11 protein-coding genes, 1 tRNA gene and 2 pseudogenes are annotated in these 18,889 nt (G+C 68.5%); 2 read left to right on the forward strand and 12 right to left on the reverse strand.

The window, feature by feature from the left end:
• Window positions 1-13: 13 nt before the first annotated feature.
• The 7 genes and pseudogenes from ACFY12_RS12305 to ACFY12_RS12335 all read right to left on the reverse strand — a co-directional run.
• Window positions 14-556 (reverse strand): hypothetical protein, encoded by a 543-nt coding sequence (locus ACFY12_RS12305; RefSeq protein WP_390715734.1) that lies wholly within the window; start codon window positions 554-556, stop codon window positions 14-16.
• On the reverse strand, window positions 557-4,864 hold the full coding sequence (locus tag ACFY12_RS12310; protein WP_390715735.1) for a polymorphic toxin-type HINT domain-containing protein: 4,308 nt from the start codon (window positions 4,862-4,864) through the stop codon (window positions 557-559).
• 363 nt (window positions 4,865-5,227) lie between these two features.
• Window positions 5,228-6,184, reverse strand: coding sequence for a hypothetical protein (locus ACFY12_RS12315; RefSeq protein ID WP_390715736.1), 957 nt, complete (start codon window positions 6,182-6,184; stop codon window positions 5,228-5,230).
• A gap of 537 nt (window positions 6,185-6,721) precedes the next feature.
• Window positions 6,722-7,282 (reverse strand): RICIN domain-containing protein, encoded by a 561-nt coding sequence (locus ACFY12_RS12320; RefSeq protein WP_390715737.1) that lies wholly within the window; start codon window positions 7,280-7,282, stop codon window positions 6,722-6,724.
• Between the two features lie 111 nt (window positions 7,283-7,393).
• Window positions 7,394-7,951, reverse strand: a complete 558-nt coding sequence (locus ACFY12_RS12325; protein ID WP_390715738.1) for an RICIN domain-containing protein — start codon at window positions 7,949-7,951, stop codon at window positions 7,394-7,396.
• 201 nt (window positions 7,952-8,152) lie between these two features.
• Window positions 8,153-9,799 carry an AbfB domain-containing protein gene (locus ACFY12_RS12330; RefSeq protein ID WP_390715739.1) on the reverse strand — a complete coding sequence of 549 codons (1,647 nt, stop codon included), beginning with the start codon at window positions 9,797-9,799 and terminating at the stop codon, window positions 8,153-8,155.
• A gap of 397 nt (window positions 9,800-10,196) precedes the next feature.
• Window positions 10,197-10,821 (reverse strand): annotated as a pseudogene (locus ACFY12_RS12335) (adenosylhomocysteinase); the annotation flags it as partial.
• A gap of 780 nt (window positions 10,822-11,601) precedes the next feature.
• Here ACFY12_RS12335 and ACFY12_RS12340 point away from each other — a divergent pair.
• Window positions 11,602-12,198 carry a hypothetical protein gene (locus ACFY12_RS12340; protein ID WP_390715740.1) on the forward strand — a complete coding sequence of 199 codons (597 nt, stop codon included), beginning with the start codon at window positions 11,602-11,604 and terminating at the stop codon, window positions 12,196-12,198.
• A gap of 542 nt (window positions 12,199-12,740) precedes the next feature.
• On the opposite strand, the gene ACFY12_RS12345 is transcribed toward ACFY12_RS12340, so the two are convergent.
• From ACFY12_RS12345 to ACFY12_RS12355, 3 genes are all read right to left on the reverse strand, one after another.
• Window positions 12,741-13,265, reverse strand: coding sequence for an AAA family ATPase (locus ACFY12_RS12345; RefSeq protein WP_390715741.1), 525 nt, complete (start codon window positions 13,263-13,265; stop codon window positions 12,741-12,743).
• Between the two features lie 129 nt (window positions 13,266-13,394).
• Window positions 13,395-14,033, reverse strand: coding sequence for a Pr6Pr family membrane protein (locus ACFY12_RS12350; protein WP_390715742.1), 639 nt, complete (start codon window positions 14,031-14,033; stop codon window positions 13,395-13,397).
• A gap of 466 nt (window positions 14,034-14,499) precedes the next feature.
• Window positions 14,500-14,898, reverse strand: a complete 399-nt coding sequence (locus ACFY12_RS12355; RefSeq protein ID WP_390715743.1) for a hypothetical protein — start codon at window positions 14,896-14,898, stop codon at window positions 14,500-14,502.
• A 48-nt stretch (window positions 14,899-14,946) separates the two neighbouring features.
• On the opposite strand from ACFY12_RS12355, the pseudogene xerC reads away from it, so the two are divergent.
• Window positions 14,947-15,581, forward strand: a pseudogene (gene xerC / locus ACFY12_RS12360) (tyrosine recombinase XerC); the annotation flags it as partial.
• A gap of 151 nt (window positions 15,582-15,732) precedes the next feature.
• Here xerC and ACFY12_RS12365 read toward each other — a convergent pair.
• Both ACFY12_RS12365 and ACFY12_RS12370 read right to left on the reverse strand, forming a co-directional pair.
• Window positions 15,733-15,808 (reverse strand) — tRNA-Lys (locus tag ACFY12_RS12365).
• Between the two features lie 402 nt (window positions 15,809-16,210).
• A complete protein-coding gene (locus ACFY12_RS12370; protein WP_390715744.1) occupies window positions 16,211-18,598 on the reverse strand; it encodes a DEAD/DEAH box helicase in 2,388 nt (795 codons plus the stop codon).
• Window positions 18,599-18,889: the final 291 nt, after the last annotated feature.

Raw genomic sequence — 18,889 nt, forward strand, 5'->3', positions numbered from 1 at the left:
TCACTTACTTCCGCTACCTCCGAGCCGACCACCAGGCTGGGGACACACTGATGGCCCACACGTCCCCCACCTGTTCCTCGGTGGGGTCGTCCGGATCGACGTCACGGAGCCCGTAGGGGTCGACTTCGGCGATGACGAAAATCCTGGCGCCGGACTCGGACACCCGATATCGCCGGATGTCGTCGGTGCCCGAGGGGTCATCGTCCGGCTCGATGGAGTATCCCTGGCTTGAGATCACGGCGCTCAGCTCATCGAACTTCACGCGATGAGCGAACGTGCCGTGAGCCTCCTCAATCGACGGCGGTACGGCGATGCCGCCGCCCAGCAGACGGTGAATCTGCAGGCTGATGCCGAAACAAGGCCACGTACCCGTTTCCTCGTCCTCCTGGAACGAGAGTTCCACGAGTCCGTAGTCGCGGCCGATGAGACCTTGCGACGTGTTGTCGACGTAGGCAGGCCCGAGTTTCGCTTCCCAGTCGGCAGGCAGGGAGCCTATGCCCGCTCCCAGTACATCACCGCGCGTGGCCACATGGGCATAGAAGTCCAGGTCGGGCATCTACATCTTCTCCATTGCCTCGATCAAGGCCGCCAGCTCTTCCGTCCGGTCCTCCTTGAAGTTCCACGCCTTGGTCTCGTAGTTCTTCTTTGCCTCCTTCGTCCTCTCAATCATTTTCTCACGCAGCTTCTTGTTCGACTTGAGCGCGTCGATTGCAGCGTCGACCTGCTTCTTCGAGGCGTAGCCCTTCGACGAACGGAACGGCAAACCCATAATGCCGCCCTTCCCGTCCGGGCGAATCAGCACCTCCATCTTGTCCATCATGTTGATGTGGGCACCCTTTGTCACCCAGTCCGTGTCCAACACCGCCACACGCTTGATCAGAAGGCTGCAGTCTTTGTCCTTCTTGGCGTTGTGCACCAGGACCGTCGTGGACCCTGCGGCGACGTAATAGGTGTGGAGGCCTTCGACGGTGAGGTTGTAGACCTTGCGGTGCTCGGTCCAGGCACGGGTGTTGACGACCTTCCTCAGCTCACCACGGGAAGTACGGAGGCGATCACCCGCCTTGAGGTCCTTGGCGTCCAGCCAACTGGCCTTGTTGTCCACCCAGAACGGATGCCTGTCAGTGGCGTTCACCGTACCGGTGGCATTGCCGGCTTCGCCGTCGGTGTCGACGGTGATCTGGACCAGGTTCTTCTGCCCCTCACCGACGATCACATCCGTTACCGCCCGCGCCTCAGTCTTTCCGGCGCTGGGGTCAGTGGCCAGAACCTTCTGCCCGATGTGGACATCCCTGATCGGCTTGCGCGTGCCGTCGGCCATCAGCACCGGGGTTTCCGGTGTGAAGCTGTTGCCCTCCCGTACGGATAGGTTCTGTGCCACTGGACACACAATGGGAGTCTTACGGAGCTTCTCAAGAATCTCCGCACTCTTATTGATCACCTTTTTCGCCTTGGCGGACTCGTCAAGGAACTTGCTGATCCCACCGACAATTCGGGTGATGGCCTTGGTGATCGCCGGGAGCTCCTTGATGACCTGAAGAGCCTTCCCCCAGGGGAGGGCACCGATCACCGTCCAGAAGCAGCTTTCGATGTTTCCTTCAACGAAGCACTGCTTGATGTCCTCGAAGAGGAGGTCAACGAGGATCTTGCCGCCATTTTCAAGCAGGAACTCCTTGATGCCCTTTTCTGCGGCCTTGCGAGCCTGCTCGTACTCCTCGGGCGACAAGTCGTTGTATTCGAGCGCTTGCTCTTCCTCCCAGGTCAGCTCCGGGCCGGACTCGCCTGCAGCCTTGGCGGCTTCTGCGCGGCGTTTGCGTTCCTGTTCGCGCTCGTATTCCTCGGCCTTTTCAGCGGCCTTCTTGGCTTCCTCGGCGTATTTGTTGGCGTTCTTGGCTGCTTCTTCTGCCGACTTGGCGTGCTTTTCGGCGGAGTCGGCGAGCTTGTTGGCGTCGGCGGCGTCCTTTTCGGCCTGGGCTGCGGCGCCTTGGGCGACGGTGGCCTCGTGTTCGGCGAGGTTGGCGGCGCTGTTGGCGGCGTTGGCGTGCTGTTCGGCTTCGGCGGCGGCGCCGCGGGCGCGCGCTGCTTCGGCCTCGGCCTCGTTGGCCGCCTTACGGGCCGCTGCCGCGTCCGCGTAGGCCTGGTTGGCGGCCTGGCGGGCGAGCTTGGCATCGGCCTGGGCCTGGGCGTCGGCCTTGTTGGCGGAGGCTGCGGCGGCACGGGCCTTGGCGCCGTCCTCAGCGGCCTGGGCAGCCGACTTCATGGCGTTGGCGGCCGAGCGGGCGGCGTTGGCCGAGGAGTGAGCTGCATCAGCGGCGGCCTTGAACGCCGGCGCCACCTGGGCGTTGGCGCGCTTGGCGGCTTCCTCGGCGGCCTGCGCGGCCTTGAGCGCCTCGGCGGCCTTGGCCTCGGCCGAGGCGACCTGCTCCTTACCCGTCTCCAGGGCCGCCTTGGCGACCAGCGTGGCGAAGTCGGCGTCGACGTCCGCTCCGGTGAAGGGGGCGGTCAGGTCGATGGCGGTGTTGGCCGGGTCGGCGATCCCGGCCGCCGTGGTGCGGGCCGCTCCCGAGGCCTGGACGGCGATGGTGGACTGCAACCGCGCCATCGCCGCCTCACGGACCGCGCCGTCGGCTTCGTCCTTGGTGCGGTTGGCCGCCTGCAGCGCGTTGTTGGCGTGCATGGCAGCCAGCCCCGCCAGACGAGCCGACTCGTGCGCGGCGATACCGGCCCGGGCCTGCTGCGCCGTGGCCTCAGCCGCCTTGGCATTCGCCCGCTGCGCTGCGGCGTGGGTGGCTGCAGCTTCGGCCTCGGCCTTGTTCGCCGCGGCATTCGCCCTGGCGGCGGCGTACTCGGCATTGTTCGCAGCCTGGTTGGCACGGGCCGCGTGCGCCGTGGCCTCAGCGGCTGCGGCGCGTGCCCGGGCGGCATGGCCTGCGGCCTCGGTCGCCGCCGACCGCGCACGCACCGCCGCACCACTGGCACCATCAGCAGCACTACGGGCCTGACCGGCCGCCACACCGGCAGCGTCGGCGTCCGCCCGCGCACCCTCAGCCGCCGCACGTGCCTCACCGGCGGCAACGGTGCCCTTGCCGGAGGCGGCCATCGCCTCGGTCGCCTTGGCCCGGGCTTCCTTGGCCTGGTGGTTCTGCTCGGCCTGGAACGCCTTGTTGCGCGCCTCGCGGGCGTTGCTCTCCTCGGTGCGCGCGCGTTCGTCGGCCTTGGCGGCGATGCCCTCCTTCTCGGCGGCACCGGCGCGGGCGGAGGCTGCCTGCGCGGCGGCGGCCTGGGCCTGGGCGCGCAGGGCCGAGGCGGTACGGGCTTCGGCCTCGGCGCGGGCACGGGCCGCAGCAGCCGCGTCACGTTCACGCTCGGCACGGGCACGCGCCTGGGCGGCCAGGTCACGCTCACGCTCGGCGATCGCACGCTGCTCGGCGGCGATCTTCGCCTGACGCTCGGCCTCCAGGCGAGCCTGACGGGTCTTCTTGGCGTGCTCCCACGCCTCCCGCTCCGCCTGCTCCGCATCCAGGCGCGCCTGCTTGGCACGGGCCGCGGCATCCGCAGCGACCTTCGCCTGCTTCTCCGCGGCCGCGGCCATCTGCGCTGCCGCCTTGGCCTGCTGCTCGGCATTGGCACGCCACTGCTTCGCCTGCTGCTCGTGCGCCAGCGCCTCGTTCTTGCCATTCAGCGCGGCGGCGTCGGCGGCAGTGGCATCCACCGCATGCTGCGCGGTCTGCCCGGCGGCAACCGCCGCCTCCGCAGCCGCCGCCATACCGGAAGCCACCTCGGACCACTGCGCACCGTGCGTCAGCCCGGTCTCCACCAGCACGTCGGCCTGCACCTTCGCCTGCGCGGCCGCGACCTTGGCCGCACGGGCCGCATCCCCGGCGTAACCCACCTGCCGGGCGACCTCGGCCTTGACGTCGCCGTAGTCGGACAGACGCTTGCCCGCCCGGTCCGCCGACAGCATCCGGTCAGCCTCACGCGCCGCCGAAGCAGCCGACGTCATCGCATTGGCCGCCTCCTTCAGCGCCTTGACCGCATCCCCGTGGTAGCCGATCAGCTTGGTACGGGCCTCAGCCGCACGAGCGGCCTTCTGGGCCAGATCCCGCAGCTTCTCCGCCGCCTCCTGCGCCTCCTTCTGCGCCTTCTCGTGCGCGGCCTGATTGTCGGCGTCCTTCTGCGCGGCCTCCTGGTAACCCTTCTCCAGGAACTCCTCAATCGCCTTATCCGACCCGGCGTCCAGAGCGGCCTGCGCGGCCTTCTTCACCTCCGGCCCACCGACACCGACCAGCATCTCCACACGCTTGCGGAGCTCCGCCGCACGCTCCTTGGCGGTCTGCTCGTCCTTCTTGTCCCGCGCCCGCGCAATCTCCGCACCAAAAGCGAGGAAATCGGCACGGTCACGCGCAGTGGCCTTCGGACCCAGGACACGTTCGACCTCAGCGTTGAAATACGGCCCACCCGTGCCGCGCAGCGCCTCGATCTTCTTGACGTTCTCAACGTCGGTGTTGTTCTTCTTGTCCTTGGCACGCTGGCGGGCCTCAGCCTCACCATGCTCCAAGAACTCCCGAATCGCATTCGGATCGCTGCTCTCCAGCACCTTCTTCGCGGCCTCGCGGACCTCCTCCTCCTCGTCGAACTCGGCGAAGTCCTCGACCAGTTGCCGGTCACGCTCGGAGCTGATCCGCTCCAGCTCCGAACGCGGCGCAGCAGCCGGTGTGGCGGTGGTCGTCTTCGGCAGTGAGGCGGCCAGCCGGTCGAACGCCGACAACGCCTGTGCGTAGGAGCCCGTCTGGGCGGCGGCGGACGGCGGAGCGGCGGTGGTGACGGTGGCGGCTGCTTCGGTGGCCGTACCACTGAGCAACGCCATCACCACCGCAGCCGACACAGCCGTTCTCGCCGTGCCGGCCACAGCAGCCCGCGAACGTCCGGCCCGAAGCCGGAATCTACCTATCAACGGAAATCCCCCTTGAACGAAAGGACATGGAAAAGACCCCTGCCGCCGCGCACCAGCGCAGGACAGGGACGAATGAGAAGAAGAACGCAGAAAAAAGAAGCGAGATGAAGCGAAGACGAGAATGAAGAGAAGAGAAGAGAAGAAAGCACCGGCAAGAGCGAAAGCAGCCGTCTGGCCTGTCCGGCCGGAGGCATCCAGACCAGACAGACCAGATAGACAAGACAGAGAAAATAGAGAAGACAGAGAAGACAGACAGGCCGGACCAGACGAGGACGGTCAGCCCTTGACGCGCTGCTCGCCGTCCCGGGCCTGGTCGAACATGTTCTGCCAGAAGCCGGCCGTCTCGGCCGCGTCCGCCTGCTCCTTGGCCCAGGTGTCCCGGTTGGCCTCGGCCGGGTCGGTGATGTTCTTCCAGATCCCGTCCGCCGAGCCCTTGGCGGCCTCCGCGATGGACCGCCAGTTCTTCGACTGTGTCTCCGCCGCGGCCTGCTCGGCCAGCCACGCCTTCCGCGCGGCATCGGCGTGGTCGGCCACCGCCTGCCAGGCCCGTTCGGCCTCGGCCCTGGCCTTCGCCGCATCAGCCGCGTCCTTGACCGCCGCCTCGGCCGCCGCAGCCTCTGCGATCAGGCGCGACAAGGTGTGGTGGCGAACTGTTTCGGCGTCCGCGATCCGCGCCCGGTAGGCCTCGAGGTCCAGCGTGGCACCGGACACCCACCCATAGCCGTAGAACTCCGCGACGTCCGCGTCCGTGGCACCGGCCCGCAGCGCCCACTGCGCCGCCACCCGCACCTGCTCACCCGGATCACGCTCAGCCAGCTGCCGCACGAACTCCCGCTCCTTGGCGGAGACTTCCTGCTGGCGCTGGTCATCGACCTCGCGCGCGGCCCGGTCACGCCGCTGGGCCTCGGCATACCCTGTCTTCGCGAACGCCGCCTGATCAGCGGCCGTGCCCTTCAGCGCACGCTCGGCCGCCGCCCGCACCTGCGGAGAGAACTCCTGGGGGTGCGTACGGATGACCCGCTCGCAAAAGGCCTTGTTCCGGGAGCGGGTAGTACGCGCCCGGTCCCGCGCGTAGTCGTAACCCCCACCAGGGGCCAACCACTCCGCGATCGCCTCGTCACCCCGGGAGTTGCGCAGCACGTTCCACGCCGAGACGCGTACTTCGGCGGCCGGGTGCCCCGTAGCCAGCCGACGGACCTCCTTGCGCGCACTGTCCGCCGCCGCGGTCCTCATCAGCGAAACCTCACCGGACGGCTGCCCGGGGACCGACGACGCGGACGGGGCGGAGGACAGGGACGGGGCAGGAGACAGGACAGCGACCGGGCCGACCGCATCCTGACCCGCCTCGGCCCACGCCGGGACCGTTCCAGCGACCGCACTCGCCCCGGCCAGCACACCAACCGTCAACGCCTGCGCAACCCACCACTGACGCTTCACACAAAACCCCTCAGAAAAGAATCAACATGGCACCCCAACACGTCCGCCGGAATGCACAAGAGGAACAAACGGAACGAAAGGATCAAAAAGATCAAAAGTGCCAAGAACGGCTAAGCAGGGCCAAGCAGGCCCCGAGCCCCAAGTCCCAAGCCCCAGTACCAAGCCCCAAGTCCCATAAGGACCAAGAAGGACAGTGCCGTCAGCACGGCACTGTCCCTCCCTCCACCGCGCGCCTATCCGCCGTCCTCACACGGCACGGACCCGCTCGGTCACCCGGTCGCCCGGTCACCCGGTCGCCCGGTCACGCGGTCGCCCGGTCACGCGGTCACCCGGTCACGCGGCCGGCGAGACGGGCGTGAGCCGCCACAGCTGGGCCGGCGTCTGGTTGCAGTACCACTGCTGCGCCAGCACGCCGTTGTCCTTCTTCCCCCCAGGGATGTCCAGGCAACGGTCCTGGACATGCGTCGGACGCAGCTGGAAGAGCTTCTCGACGGGGTCGACCAGGACGAACTGCCAGCGCTGGTGCTTGAGGCCCTTGCAGCCCCACTGCCCGACCTCGGCGCGGACCTCCTTGCTCTCCCGCCTCACCTCAAGGCACTTGCCACTGGCGACGTTGCGCAGTTCGAAGGCGGACTTGTCGACGGGAACCGTGCGCCACTGCTGGGCATTGGTCCCATTGCAGGTGTACTGCTGCGCCCGCTTGCCATCGGCCTTACTGGCCCCGGGGATGTCCAGGCATTTGCCGCTGCCTGCCACCTGCAGCTGCACGACCGTCTCCGCGGCGGGGGCAGCGGCGAGGGGTGCGGGTCCTGCCGCGTGTGCGGTGGTCGTTCCGCCGGCCAGCGCGGCGACGCTACCGGCCATAGCCAGCGCGGCTCGGATGATCCGTGCCATCGTGGAATTCGCTTCCTTCACAGAATCGTTGGCGCCCAGGAGCTCAGGAGCCCTGAAGCCCTGAAGCCCTGAAGCTCAGGAACTCAGGAGCCCTGGACGCGGGCGGGAATGTCAGGCCTGGACGGGCAGAAGCCGCCAGCGCTGGGCGTCGCTGCCGTTGCAGTACCACTGGTTCGCGTTCGCGCCGTCCTTCACGCTGCCACCGCTGATGTCCAGGCACCGGTCCAGGGCGTGGGTGGGGCTCAGCTGGTAGAGCTCCTTGGCGGTGTCGACCAGGACGACCTTCCAGCGCTGAGCCGGGGTGTCGACACACCACCACTGCTGGACATTGGCGCGGATCTCCTTGCTGCTGCCTGACACTTCGAGGCACTTGCCGCTGTGCTTGGCCCGCAGCTCGAAGGTTGCCGAACCGGTGGGAATCATCTCGAAGACCTGGTTGTCCAGGCCGTCGGCGCAGGTCTGCTGCTCGGCGTTGGCACCGTTACGGAAGCTGCCCTTGGCGATGGTGAGGCACTTCTCGCTCTTGGCGAGCTGCAGCTTCGTGAACTGAGGTGCGGCGGCCGCGCGGAGCGTGGCCTGGTCGGCGTGGGCGGTGGCAGTCGCGGTGGCGCCGACCAGCGCGGTGACACTGGCGGCGATGGCCAGCGCGGCTCGGATGGGCCGGGACATCGTGGGTTCCGTTCTTCTCGGTCAAAGACGTGGATGAGCTCAGATGTTTGACGAGCTCAGACAAAGACGACGAGCTCAGGCATGGACGACGAGCTCAGACGTGGACGACGAGCTCAGACGTGGATGAGCTCATCGGAGGGTGATCAGGCAGGCCCTCGGCGGCTGATCGGGCAGGCGCTCGGCGGCTGATCGGGGATCGGGTCAGCGCGCGAGCGGGCTGGAGATCTTCCAGGTCGCGTCCTGGGCGAAGTCCTTGGAACGGTCGAAGCGGTTGCCGCTCTTGTCGTCCTTCTTGGCGGCGTAGAGGTCGCCCCAGAAGTGCCGCAGGTAGCGGCCCTTGTTGCTGGCCGACTCGAACGACGTTCCCGAACCGGCCAGGGCCTTGCGGGCGCACCAGGTGGCGTCCTTGCGGAACTTGGCGCTGCCGTCGTTGGCGGCCATCTTGACCTTGAGGCCGTTCAGGGTCAGGTAGTGCTCGGGCTTGGTGGGGGACTTGAAGGAGTAGCAGCCGGGCTGCGCGGCGAGCCCGTCCACCACGACCCAGGTGGCGTCCTCACGGTCGCCCTGCTTGCCCTTGGCGTCGACGGGGGTGAGGAACGCCTCGCCGCCGTCCACGCTGGACTGGCGGACGTACCAGCCCGACAGCTTGGCGCCGCTCGGCGCCAGGGACTGCCGCTTGGCCCGGTAGAGGCTGTCCTCACGGAGGAAGGCGGCGACATCCGCGTCGCTCCCGGCCAGTGCCTTCTTCGCCGCGGCGACCAGGTTCGGACGCACGCCGGTCTTCTGCGCGGCGGCCTGGATACGCGTGGCCAGCTCGCGGTTGGCCTGGGCGATCTTCTTACGGCGGTTCTCGTCGTCGCGCTTGAAGGCCTGCTCGGCACCGGTGTGCAGGAACTCGCTCCAGTCCGCCGCGGCAGAACTGTTCAACGCCTTCTGCGCCGCCGCGAACAGCTCCGTGCCCTGGGCGTCGGCCGGGGTGAGGCGGATCAGCTCACGGATGAAGTTGTCATCGCTCAGGCGCATCATGGCCTCGGACGGCGTGATGCCGAACAGCGCGGCGGTGTTCTCACGCGCCGCCTGCTCCTTACGGCGCTGCGCCTCCTCGCGGCTCTTCTTCTCGAGCTCCTTGAGCTCGTTTTCCACGTCGCGCTTCTTGGCGTCGCGGACACCGTTGTCGATGAACTCCCGCCATGCGGCCGCGTCGTCCTTGGCCAGGGCGGCCGCGGCCGCTGCCTTGACCTCCGGCCCGGCGGCGGAGTGCTTCATCACCGAGCGAATGAAATTGTCGTCGCTCAGGCCCAGCAGCTCCGGGCTGCTGGGGATGCCCACCGCGATCAGGGCCCGGGCCTTGGCCTCACGAGCCTCACGCTCGATGGCGGCACGGTCCTGCTCCCGCTTCTGGTCGAGCTTGTTCGCCTCATGGATGCCGGTGGTGATGAACCGGACGTGGTCCTCAGCGGTCGCGTCGAGGTCCATGGCCTCCTCGGCGGCCAGGCGCACGGCTTCCCGGCTCTCGCCCGCGTCCTTCGCCTTCTCCCACAGGGCGAAGACGAAGTCACGGTCGCTGAGCAGGAGCACGTCCGGGTTGTTGATCACGTCGAGGCGGACCACCGCCGCCGCGTTGACCCGCTGCTCTTCACTGGTGCCGATGCCCGCGGCCATGCTCACCTCGCCAGCGGGCGCCGCGACCGCGGTCGTCGCCGGCACGGCGATCCCGCCCATGGCGGCCAGAGCGGTAGCGGTCACGATCCCACGGGTGAGGAACGTCCGCGTACGAGCGGAGCCGGACCCGGAGCTGGTGCCGGTGCCGGAGCTGGTGCTGGTGCTGGTGCTGCTGCTGTTGTGCATTGCTGTTCTCAAGAACCCCTCTAGCCCCCGTATGGGCCACCCACGTACGAACAAGGCGGAGAGCCACCAAGTCTTAATTTTTGCTGAATAAGAGTCAAACCGGACTAGATCGACTTGACCTACAGTCAGATCGCCTTTTAACCAGTTCGTTAGCATTCAGTGCCTTACCCGTGACAGGGGCGTACGCGGGTGAGCCCGAGGCCCCGAGGGCCGCCGCGGGCGCACACGGCCCACAGAAGGGCCGTGAACCCATGGATGAAAAGTCCCGAGGGGGACATGACGCGGCCGGATGCCCCCTGATCACCGATGCCGTTTCCGCTGGAGACTGGAGAGAGGCGAAGGGCGTTCAAAGGCGTCCGGGCTCACGTCGGGCTCACTCCGCATGCCCTCTCACGACGTCCGGCAGGCCGTCGAGTTCGAGCTCGTCCTCGCTGCTGGTCACGGTCGCCACGTACGCACCGTTGCGCAGCCTGGGGAAGTCCTCGCCACGTAGCGAGAGCGAGCCGGTCGCGCACAGCACGAGCCCGGCGCCCTCAAGGCCGCTCACGCGGTCACGGGCCAGGCCACCGTGAACCCCTGTGAGAGGGCCTGTGTACGGCACACCGGGTCGATGTCGTAGACGGTCACCCGTACGCCCTTGGCACGCAACAGACGCGCGGCAAAGCTCCCCAGCCTGCCGAAGCCGATCACGAGCGCTGTACGACCGTGCAGGATGTCGCCACGGCTACGCATCAGGGCCTCGGTCGAGAAGACGACCGGACGACCGAACGACCGACAAGGAAGTCCTCGGGGTCCACTCCTAGGATGCGGCTCGAGAAACGGTCGCACAGCGCGTCGAGGGCTGGGGCGAAGTACCCGCCGACGTCGAGCAGCACGACCGGGCGGCCGGCGGCGCGCACCTCGACGTATCGGACGGCGCGGTCGACGTCGGCGAACAGGTCGCGCGTCAAGGTGTCGCACGCGTACCCGTCGGCCTCGATCTGGCGCCGCGCCTCGACCTGCACAGACTTGGGCGTGGGCAGTACGGCCCGCAGGCCAGTCACGTTCGCCACGCACTGGACGAACGCCGGGCGCCGCGCCTGCCCAACGGGCGGCCAACGCTGATCAACGAGGGGCGGCTCGTCGAGCCGCCCAAGAGCCGCCGCAGGGTTGCCGAACGCGTCCGGCAGCACTACGGGACCGCAGCACCAGCACCCACTGGAAAGCCGTACAGACGGCCCTCGAACCCGTTCTCGACCGCTTCGGAACAACGGATCGCACGGCCGATATCGCCAAGTCGTCTGCCTATGTATGCTCTGCTCGCCTTGCTGGGCCGGCAAGGCATGATGGTGCGAAGCAGTACCCTCCCCGCCCGCGCGGGCCGGTCACGGCGAGCGTCTCGCCGACCTCGCTGCGGCAGCGGGAAGCGATACCTACCTGTGCGGGACCGGCGGAATGCGATACCTCGACGTTGAGCCGTTCGCCACGCTGGGCATTGTCGTCGTCCCCTTCCGGCTCCCGGTCACTTCCTTTCCCTGTCCGGCATCTGGCGGTCCGCACGCGAGGCCAGCGCCTTGCGGGCACTTGCGACCATCGGGCCGGAAATTCTCGCTGATGAGTTGCGAGCCTCGGGACCATTTCATGAAGCACCTCGCCGCCCGACCGAGGCAGACGAGACACAAGATCAAACCGTTGTCCCTCCGTGGGCTTAACTGTCCGTCCTATCCGCATACCCCCGTCTGGGCCCGGGGTAGTCAGCGAGGGATCGGTCCACCTGACGGGCCGACACACACACGCACGTGCCGAGGACAGGGGCCCCAGCCATGACCGAGCAGCCGTACCTGAACAGCCAGCAGCTCAAGGATCTGGTAGCCATCGAGGACTTCAAAGGCTTCCAGCCCGTCTCCACGGACAGCTACTCGGACGGGGAGATCCTCAAGACCATTACGGCCAAGGGCGGCCTGAAGATCCTTTTGTTCTGCGCCATCCAGACCGCCATCGTCGGCTCCGGCAACAAAGTATTCGGCGAGTTCGAGATGAACGGCGAGAAGATCAACGTCAAGCAAATCTACCGGGAGTTCGACGTCCGAGACGACCTGAGTCTACAGTCGAAAATCGATCCCGGTGAGCTGACGCCGCGCCGTCTGCAGCGCTTCTACCGTGTCCAGATCCACGAGTACCTCCTGCAAAACCCGGATGTTGCCCCGTACCTGTGGAAGAAGTTCTCCACTCTGAAGGAGGAGTTCCGGGCCATTACGTTTCCGGGCGCCGAGTCTCTGGTGACAAACAAAGAGGAGGGGCTCTACCTGCTCGAGACGTACAAAACCCTCGATGACCGTCTGAGCCTCAACATCGCTGAGCGCATCCGACGGGTTCTGCTCGCACGGGGGATTATTACTATCCAGGACATCGTCGAGTAGCGGCCGCGCCGCGGTCGGCGGGGCCGTGCCGGGGCGCGGGGTGGTGTCGAGGTGGCCTACGTGCTGAGCAACGGGGCCGCCTGCTGGTCGGCGAGGCGGGCCGCGATGGCACTGCGGAGGCCATTGTCGGAACCGGAGTTGCCGTCGACGTCACGGCGCAGTCCAGCGAGGGTTTCGCGGAGGCCGGGTTCGAGTTCGTCGAGGCCGAGGCGGGCACGGAGTGCGGCGCCCTTCGGCTTGGGCAGGCGGTCGGCGAGGGCAGCCCTCGGCGGCTGAACATGTTGAACCTGACGGGCCGGCCGGCGCCCTCCCCGGCGGTCCCTCGCCCCGGGGCCTGGGGGTGATCCCCCAGTGGCGACTACGAGCGCGCCCGCTGCCAACAGCCCGAGGTGCGTGACGTACGTGCAGGTTCCGTGTTTTCGGTGTCCAACAGCATCGCCATGACCTGCAGGGCTTCGACATTCCGCGCTCGTGTCCTCCGAACGCGTTCCGCAGAACCGTGTCCAATCCTCGCCGGGCCTGTTTCGCGTGGCGGGCGGCCCTCAATTCTTGACGGCCTCTGCGATCTGCAGGGCTGCCTGTGCGGGCGTGAGGTGGGTGGTGTCGATGACCTCGGCCTCACCGTGTAGCCACGTGCGGGCCGCCTCGGCATAGGGCTCAAGATATTTGAGACGGAACGGGGAGTTGGGGCCAAGAACAGTGTCGCCCGCGATGCGCTCACGGAGGGTGTCCTGGTCGGCGTGGAGGACGAAGTGCCGTACCGGAATGGCATGGTTGGCGAGGCCCGTACTGATCTCGCGCCAGTACTCCTCGATCAGGACAGTCATGGGCATCACCAGAGTGCCGCCGGTGTAGTCGAGTACGCGGCGGGCGGTCTCGACTACGAGCGGCCGCCACGGCGGCCAGTGCTGGAAGTTGTCCGTGTCGGGCAGCCCCGGCGTGATGTCCATGAGTGTCTCGCCGACCTTCTCGGCGTCGAACACCCGTGAATCCGGGATCAGCTGCTGCACAAGTGCACTGGTCGTCGTCTTGCCTGCGCCGTGGGTGCCGTTGAGCCATACGATCATGGCACCGACGCTACCGCCGCGCGGGCAACCCGAAAGAGTGAACGCGCCCTTGGCCGGCTGATGAAAGCCCGCCGCAATGCCCGGGACTACGAACGCCTGCCCGAGCATGCCGAAGCCCACCTGACGTGGTCACTGCTCACCATCATGACCCGGCGGCTGGCCCGGGCGGCCGGCCCTGCCCCGACGCCTCCTGGCCACGGCGCGGCCCACGAAGGTCGTTCCCGGCTTGAGAAGCTTGAGGAGCTTGAGGAGCGCGCCCGACACGATCATGGCTCCCACGTACAGGGCCACGCGCCCGTACCCATGCGGCCTGGGGTCGAGGAAGTAGTACGGGTACCAGTCGACGGCGAGGCCGCGGACCTCGGTGTAGACGACGTACAGCAGGGGGAGGAGGGGGACCAGCAGCCGGGCCCGGCGTGTGGGCCGTTGCCTGACGGGGGCGATGAGCCGGTCCAGCACGACGACGACCGGCATGATCCGGTGGTGCACTGTGTTGACCAGGGCCGACATCCCCAGCAGGGTGTGCGACAGCAGCAGGTTGTAGACGATGCCGGTGATGACCATGTAGGTGGTGGCGGCGACGCGCAGCAGGTCGTAGATGCGGGAGTCGCGCCCGGTCCACGGCCAGGCCCCGGCCAGCAGGACGACCGTGGCGAGCAGATTGCTGAGGAAGGTGAAATAGCTGACCTGGTCGGCGACCGTCTTCCCTGCCTGGAGCGCCAACGACACGGACTCTCCCAGCATGGCGAGGTCGAGGAGATCGAACACCCACCTGTACCCCCCGACAAACGCGCGTCTAGTCATGGGCGTCAATGTAGGAAGACCGGACCGCGTCAGCCCTCAGCCGTGGCCGGAGGGCGCTGTCTGTCAGCCGTCCGCATGGCACAGCGCGTCGCCTGTCGACTTCCGCGCCGGACCGCACTCGGCGGCGGACCGCGCCTGCCGTCTCCAGGTCGCAGAGCTGGCCCAGGTCGCGCCGAGACGCCAAGCACATGGGTGCGGATGGTTGTTCGCCTCGCGCGCGTGGGAGGGGTGTCGACCGGTCAATGCGTCGAGCCGGTCAGCCGATGCACCGCTGTCGGTACTGCTTGGTACTCGCGCACCCGCACCCGCACCCGCGCGCGCAAGACGCGACTGGTCGCGGTACGACATTTCGAGGTAGGTGCTTCGTGGAGTGAAGGCCCCCACCTTCCGAAGTGACCCCGGAGGGTGGGCGCGCGGTGGGTGTTCGGCTTTAGGCGGCGCACAGTGGGCGTGCGGACGTTGAGGGTTGCGGCGGGGCGCCGATCCATGGGGGCGGTTCGTAGCGCGGGGAGGGTTTGCGCGCACGCTTGCCGGGCGCCTCGACCAGTGGCACGAGGGCTATCCATCCGTAGTCTTCGAGGTCTTTGAGGTCTTCGAGGGCGGTCAACGCGTCGGCCATGGCGTCCATACCCTGTGCCCAGGAACGGCCCTTGAGCGCCTGCCACGCCTCCCGGGCAGTGAACACCGCGGCAGGGTCGGAACGAGTGCGCAGCCACGCGAGCAGGTCGCGCAGCGGGCGCAGGGTGCCCTCACTGTCGCGGCTCATGAGGTCGAAGGCGGCTTTGGCGTGAGCGATGAAGTACGGGGCCAGGCCGAGCGCGTCAGCCATGCGTGTCCGGCTGATGGTTCGGGCGGTGGGGTCCTCGTACAGGGTCAGGCAACCGGCGACCGGCTGTACGCGTTCTTCCGCCTGGTCGCGTTCCGCGGCCTGCGGCGGGGTGAAGCGGTGGGGCAGGACTGGGTCGATGTGAACCTGGACGCGGGTCTGCTGACGGTCTCCAAAGAGATCGTGCAGGACGGCTGGGCGCCCTACGAGTCCGAACCGAAGACGGACGGCAGTGCGGCGACGATCGGCCTCGACAGCGGCACCGTGGCCGTTCTGCGGGCGCACCGAGCGCGACAGCACAAGGCGCGGCTCAAGTGGGGCGAGGCCTGGACGGACACGGGCAAGGTCTTCACGCAGGAGGACGGCGGACACGGGCAAGGTCTTCACGCGGGAGGACGGCGGACACGGGGAAGGTCTTCACGCGGGAGGACGGCGCTTGGCTGCACCCTGAGACCGTGTCAGCGGCCTTCCGGCGCACCACAAGGCGGCCGGGCTTCCCCCGATCAATCTGAGAGACCTGCGACACGTCGCCGCGACTCTCACGCACGCCGGCGGCGGCGATCTCCGCACCATCAAGGAGGCGTTGCGGCACTCCACGATCACGCTGACCTCGGACACGTACACGAGCCTGCTCCCCGAGGTCGACATGGAGGTCGCCGAGGCAGCCGCACGGCTCGTCCCGCGGCAGGCCAACCGCACCACCAGCCGTACCGCCGGGCTCACCTCGGGCTCACATGAGGGCGGAAAGAAGGGTGGGAACGACAGTGCGCCCCGCCCGGTGGAGCCCGGACGGGACGCTAAGTTGCAGGTCAGCGGGGGAACCGCTGGCACTGCGGGTGGTGGGCCATCAGGGGCTCGAACCCTGAACCAATGGATTAAAAGTCCACTGCTCTGCCAATTGAGCTAATGGCCCGCACCGAGCAGCATAGCCCGAGGACCGGCCGCAGCCCGAAGGCATGGGGGGTCGGGCTAGTCGGAATGGTGTCATGGACCGGTCGGACGGGTGTCACGGGCCCGCCGGAAGGACGGCACCGGGCGGCCGGAAGGGCGTGCACCGGGCAGCCGGAAGGGCGCTTCGGGAGCTTCGGCGGGGGGCGGACGGATCGCGTGTGGCCGCCGTGACGGCCGTCGCGGCCGGACGGCCGGAGCAGGTGCACGTCGTACACCGGATGCCGGGCCCGCCCCACAGGCCGTCGCCCCAACGCACAGGGCCCGTACGGCACTTGAGTGCGTACGGGCCCTGGGTCACCGTCGGAGGTCAGCTCCGGCGGTACTGGCCTTTCGGCTGCGGCCGGTGGACCGGCGGCGCCGACGGTCAGCCGTTGCGCTTCCAGCGCGGCTTGTCGTCACGGCGGCCGTAGGAGCCGGCCGGGGCGCCGCGGTGGTCGTCGCGGCGGCCGTACGGGCGGTGGCCGGAGGACGGGCGGCCGCCGGAACGGTCGTCACGGTTGAAGGGGCGGTCGCCGCCGCTGGGGCGGTAGCCGCCGGAGGGCCGGCCGCCGGAACGGTCGTCACGGCCGAACGGGCGGCTCGGACGGTCGCCCCGGTCGCGGCCGAAGCCACCACGGTCGCCCCGGTCGTCACGACGCTCGTCACGACGGAAGCCACCACGGTCGTCACGACGGTCGCGGTCGAAGGAACGGCCACCGGCACGGTCATCGCGACGGTCACGGCTGAAGCCACCGCGGTCGCCCCGGTCACCACGCTCGTCGCGGCGGTCACGGTCGAAGGAACGGCCACCGGCACGGTCGTCACGACGGTCACGGCCGAAACCGCCACGGTCACCACGGTCGTCGCGGCCGAAGCCACCACGGTCGTCACGACGCTCGTCACGACGGAAGCCACCACGGTCATCGCGACGGTCGCGGTCGAAGGAACGGCCACCGGCACGGTCGTCACGACGGTCACGGCCGAAGCCACCACGGTCACCACGGTCGTCGCGGCCGAAGCCACCACGGTCGTCACGACGCTCGTCACGACGGAAGCCACCACGGTCATCGCGACGGTCGCGGCGGTCGAAGTTGCCCCGGTCGTCACGACGGTCGTTACGACGATCATCGCGGCGGTCATCGCGGCGACGGTCGGTGGACGTGGCCTGGGCCGGCACCGCGGCCTCGACAGCGGTCTCGGTGGCGGCTTCGGCCTCGGCCTCGGCCTGCTCGGCGGCCGCGGCGAGCACCTCGGCCGGGTCCTCACCGCGCTCACGGGCGGCCCTGGCGGTCAGCCGGTCCGCCTCCTCGCGCAGCTCGGTGGCGCGGCGCTGGAGGCGCTCCAGCTCACGGGTGAGCTGGTTCACCTCACGCTCGGCCTGCTTGGCGGAGTTGTTGACGGACTCGGCCTGGACCTCGGTGAGCGAGCGGGCGCCGGTGATCCGGGCCAGCTCCTCGTCGAAGGCGCCGGAGCCGCTGACGATGTGCCGCGAGGCGTCCACACCGGCATCCTCCATCAGACGGAAGATCTGACGGCGCTGGTGCGGCAGGGAGAGGGAGACGACGGTGCCGGACCGGCCGGCGCGGGCGGTACGGCCGCTGCGGTGCAGGTAGTCCTTGTGGTCACCGGCCGGGTCGACGTTCAGGACCAGGTCGATGCCGTCGACGTGGATGCCGCGGGCGGCGACGTCGGTGGCGACCAGCGCGTTGACGTAACCGTCCTTGAAGTCGGCGAGGACGCGGGTGCGCGCGCCCTGGGTCATACCGCCGTGCAGCGCGTCCGCCTTCACACCGGCGTCGACGAGCTGCTCGGCGATCCGGTCGGCGCCCAGCTGGGTGCGGACGAAGATGATGGTGCGGCCCTTGCGGGCGGCGATGGCGGCGGTGACCGGCGCCTTGTCCTTCGGCTTCACGACGAGGACGTGGTGGGTCATGGTCGTGACGTTGCCCTGGGCGCTGTCGACCTCGTGGCTGACCGGGTTGCTCAGGTAGCGCTTGACCAGCGTGCCGATCTCGTTCTCCATCGTGGCGGAGAAGAGCATCCGCTGGCCGCCGGCCGGCACCTGGTCGAGCAGCTCGGTGACCTCGGGCAGGAAGCCCAGGTCGGACATCTGGTCGGCCTCGTCGAGGACGGCGACCTCGACGGCCTCCAGGGAGCAGGCGCCGCGGTTGATGATGTCGCGCAGGCGGCCCGGGGTGGCGACCAGGATGTCGACGCCACGCTCCAGGGCGTAGATCTGGTTGCCCATGGACGTACCGCCGCAGACGACCTTCATCTTCAGGCCGAGGACGTCGCCGTAGGGCTGGAGGGAGTCCGCGACCTGCATCGCCAGCTCACGGGTCGGGGTGAGCAGGACGGCGCGCGGCTTCTTCTTCTCGGTGTGGCCACCGGCCAGCCGGGCCAGGGTCGGCAGACCGAAGGAGAGGGTCTTGCCGGAGCCGGTGCGGCCGCGGCCGAGGATGTCCTTGCCGGCCAGCGCGTCCGGGATGGTCGCGGCCTGGATCGGGAAGGGGGTGGTGACGCCGTTCTGCGCCAGCTTGCGGACGACGCCCTCGGGCAGTCCCAGGTCGGCGAAGGTGATGGTGGGGGCCTCGGCCTCGGCGTCAGCGTCGGTGTCGGTGTCGGTGTCGGTGTCGGCGACGTTGGCGTCGGCAGCGGCCTCGGCCTCGGCCTCGACGCTGGTGTTGTCGTCGGCCTCGGTCACCTCGACGGCCGGCTGCTCGACCTGCGGGTCGAGTGCGGGCACGACGGACTGCTCAGTGGAAATGGACATGCGAAATGCGAAACCTTCCGGAGTCTCGGCACGCGCCCAAACTCCGTGTGTTTCACAACGACCGCCTCAATGCGGTCCGGCCACGGCAAGGGAGAGTACGCGCCACGCGGCGCGCTTCTTCATGGCGCCGGGCAAATGGGATCAAACGATCTACCACCATACGCACTCAGCCCCCCGGCTGGCAAATGGCCTCCCGGCCCTCGCCCGCCGCCCCCGCTGTCGCGGCCCTTGCCGCCCCTTGCCGCTCCCCTTCCGGCAGCGCCCTCACAGAGCCGCTACGAGGTCCGTACG

The organism is Streptomyces sp. NPDC001339, from assembly GCF_042895955.1.
In the GTDB taxonomy this organism is placed as follows: Bacteria; Actinomycetota; Actinomycetes; order Streptomycetales; family Streptomycetaceae; genus Streptomyces.

Excerpts from the sequence above, each read along its gene's own strand:
- ACFY12_RS12370 (WP_390715744.1), bottom strand. The coding sequence starts at position 18,598 with ATGTCCATTTCCACTGAGCAGTCCGTCGTGCCCGCACTCGACCCGCAG.
- ACFY12_RS12330 (WP_390715739.1), bottom strand. The coding sequence starts at position 9,799 with ATGCACAACAGCAGCAGCACCAGCACCAGCACCAGCTCCGGCACCGGC.
- ACFY12_RS12355 (WP_390715743.1), bottom strand. The coding sequence starts at position 14,898 with ATGGCTGACGCGCTCGGCCTGGCCCCGTACTTCATCGCTCACGCCAAA.
- ACFY12_RS12345 (WP_390715741.1), bottom strand. The coding sequence starts at position 13,265 with ATGATCGTATGGCTCAACGGCACCCACGGCGCAGGCAAGACGACGACC.
- ACFY12_RS12340 (WP_390715740.1), top strand. The coding sequence starts at position 11,602 with ATGACCGAGCAGCCGTACCTGAACAGCCAGCAGCTCAAGGATCTGGTA.
- ACFY12_RS12310 (WP_390715735.1), bottom strand. The coding sequence starts at position 4,864 with ATGGCGTTGCTCAGTGGTACGGCCACCGAAGCAGCCGCCACCGTCACC.
- ACFY12_RS12305 (WP_390715734.1), bottom strand. The coding sequence starts at position 556 with ATGCCCGACCTGGACTTCTATGCCCATGTGGCCACGCGCGGTGATGTA.
- ACFY12_RS12320 (WP_390715737.1), bottom strand. The coding sequence starts at position 7,282 with ATGGCACGGATCATCCGAGCCGCGCTGGCTATGGCCGGTAGCGTCGCC.
- ACFY12_RS12325 (WP_390715738.1), bottom strand. The coding sequence starts at position 7,951 with ATGTCCCGGCCCATCCGAGCCGCGCTGGCCATCGCCGCCAGTGTCACC.
- ACFY12_RS12315 (WP_390715736.1), bottom strand. The coding sequence starts at position 6,184 with ATGAGGACCGCGGCGGCGGACAGTGCGCGCAAGGAGGTCCGTCGGCTG.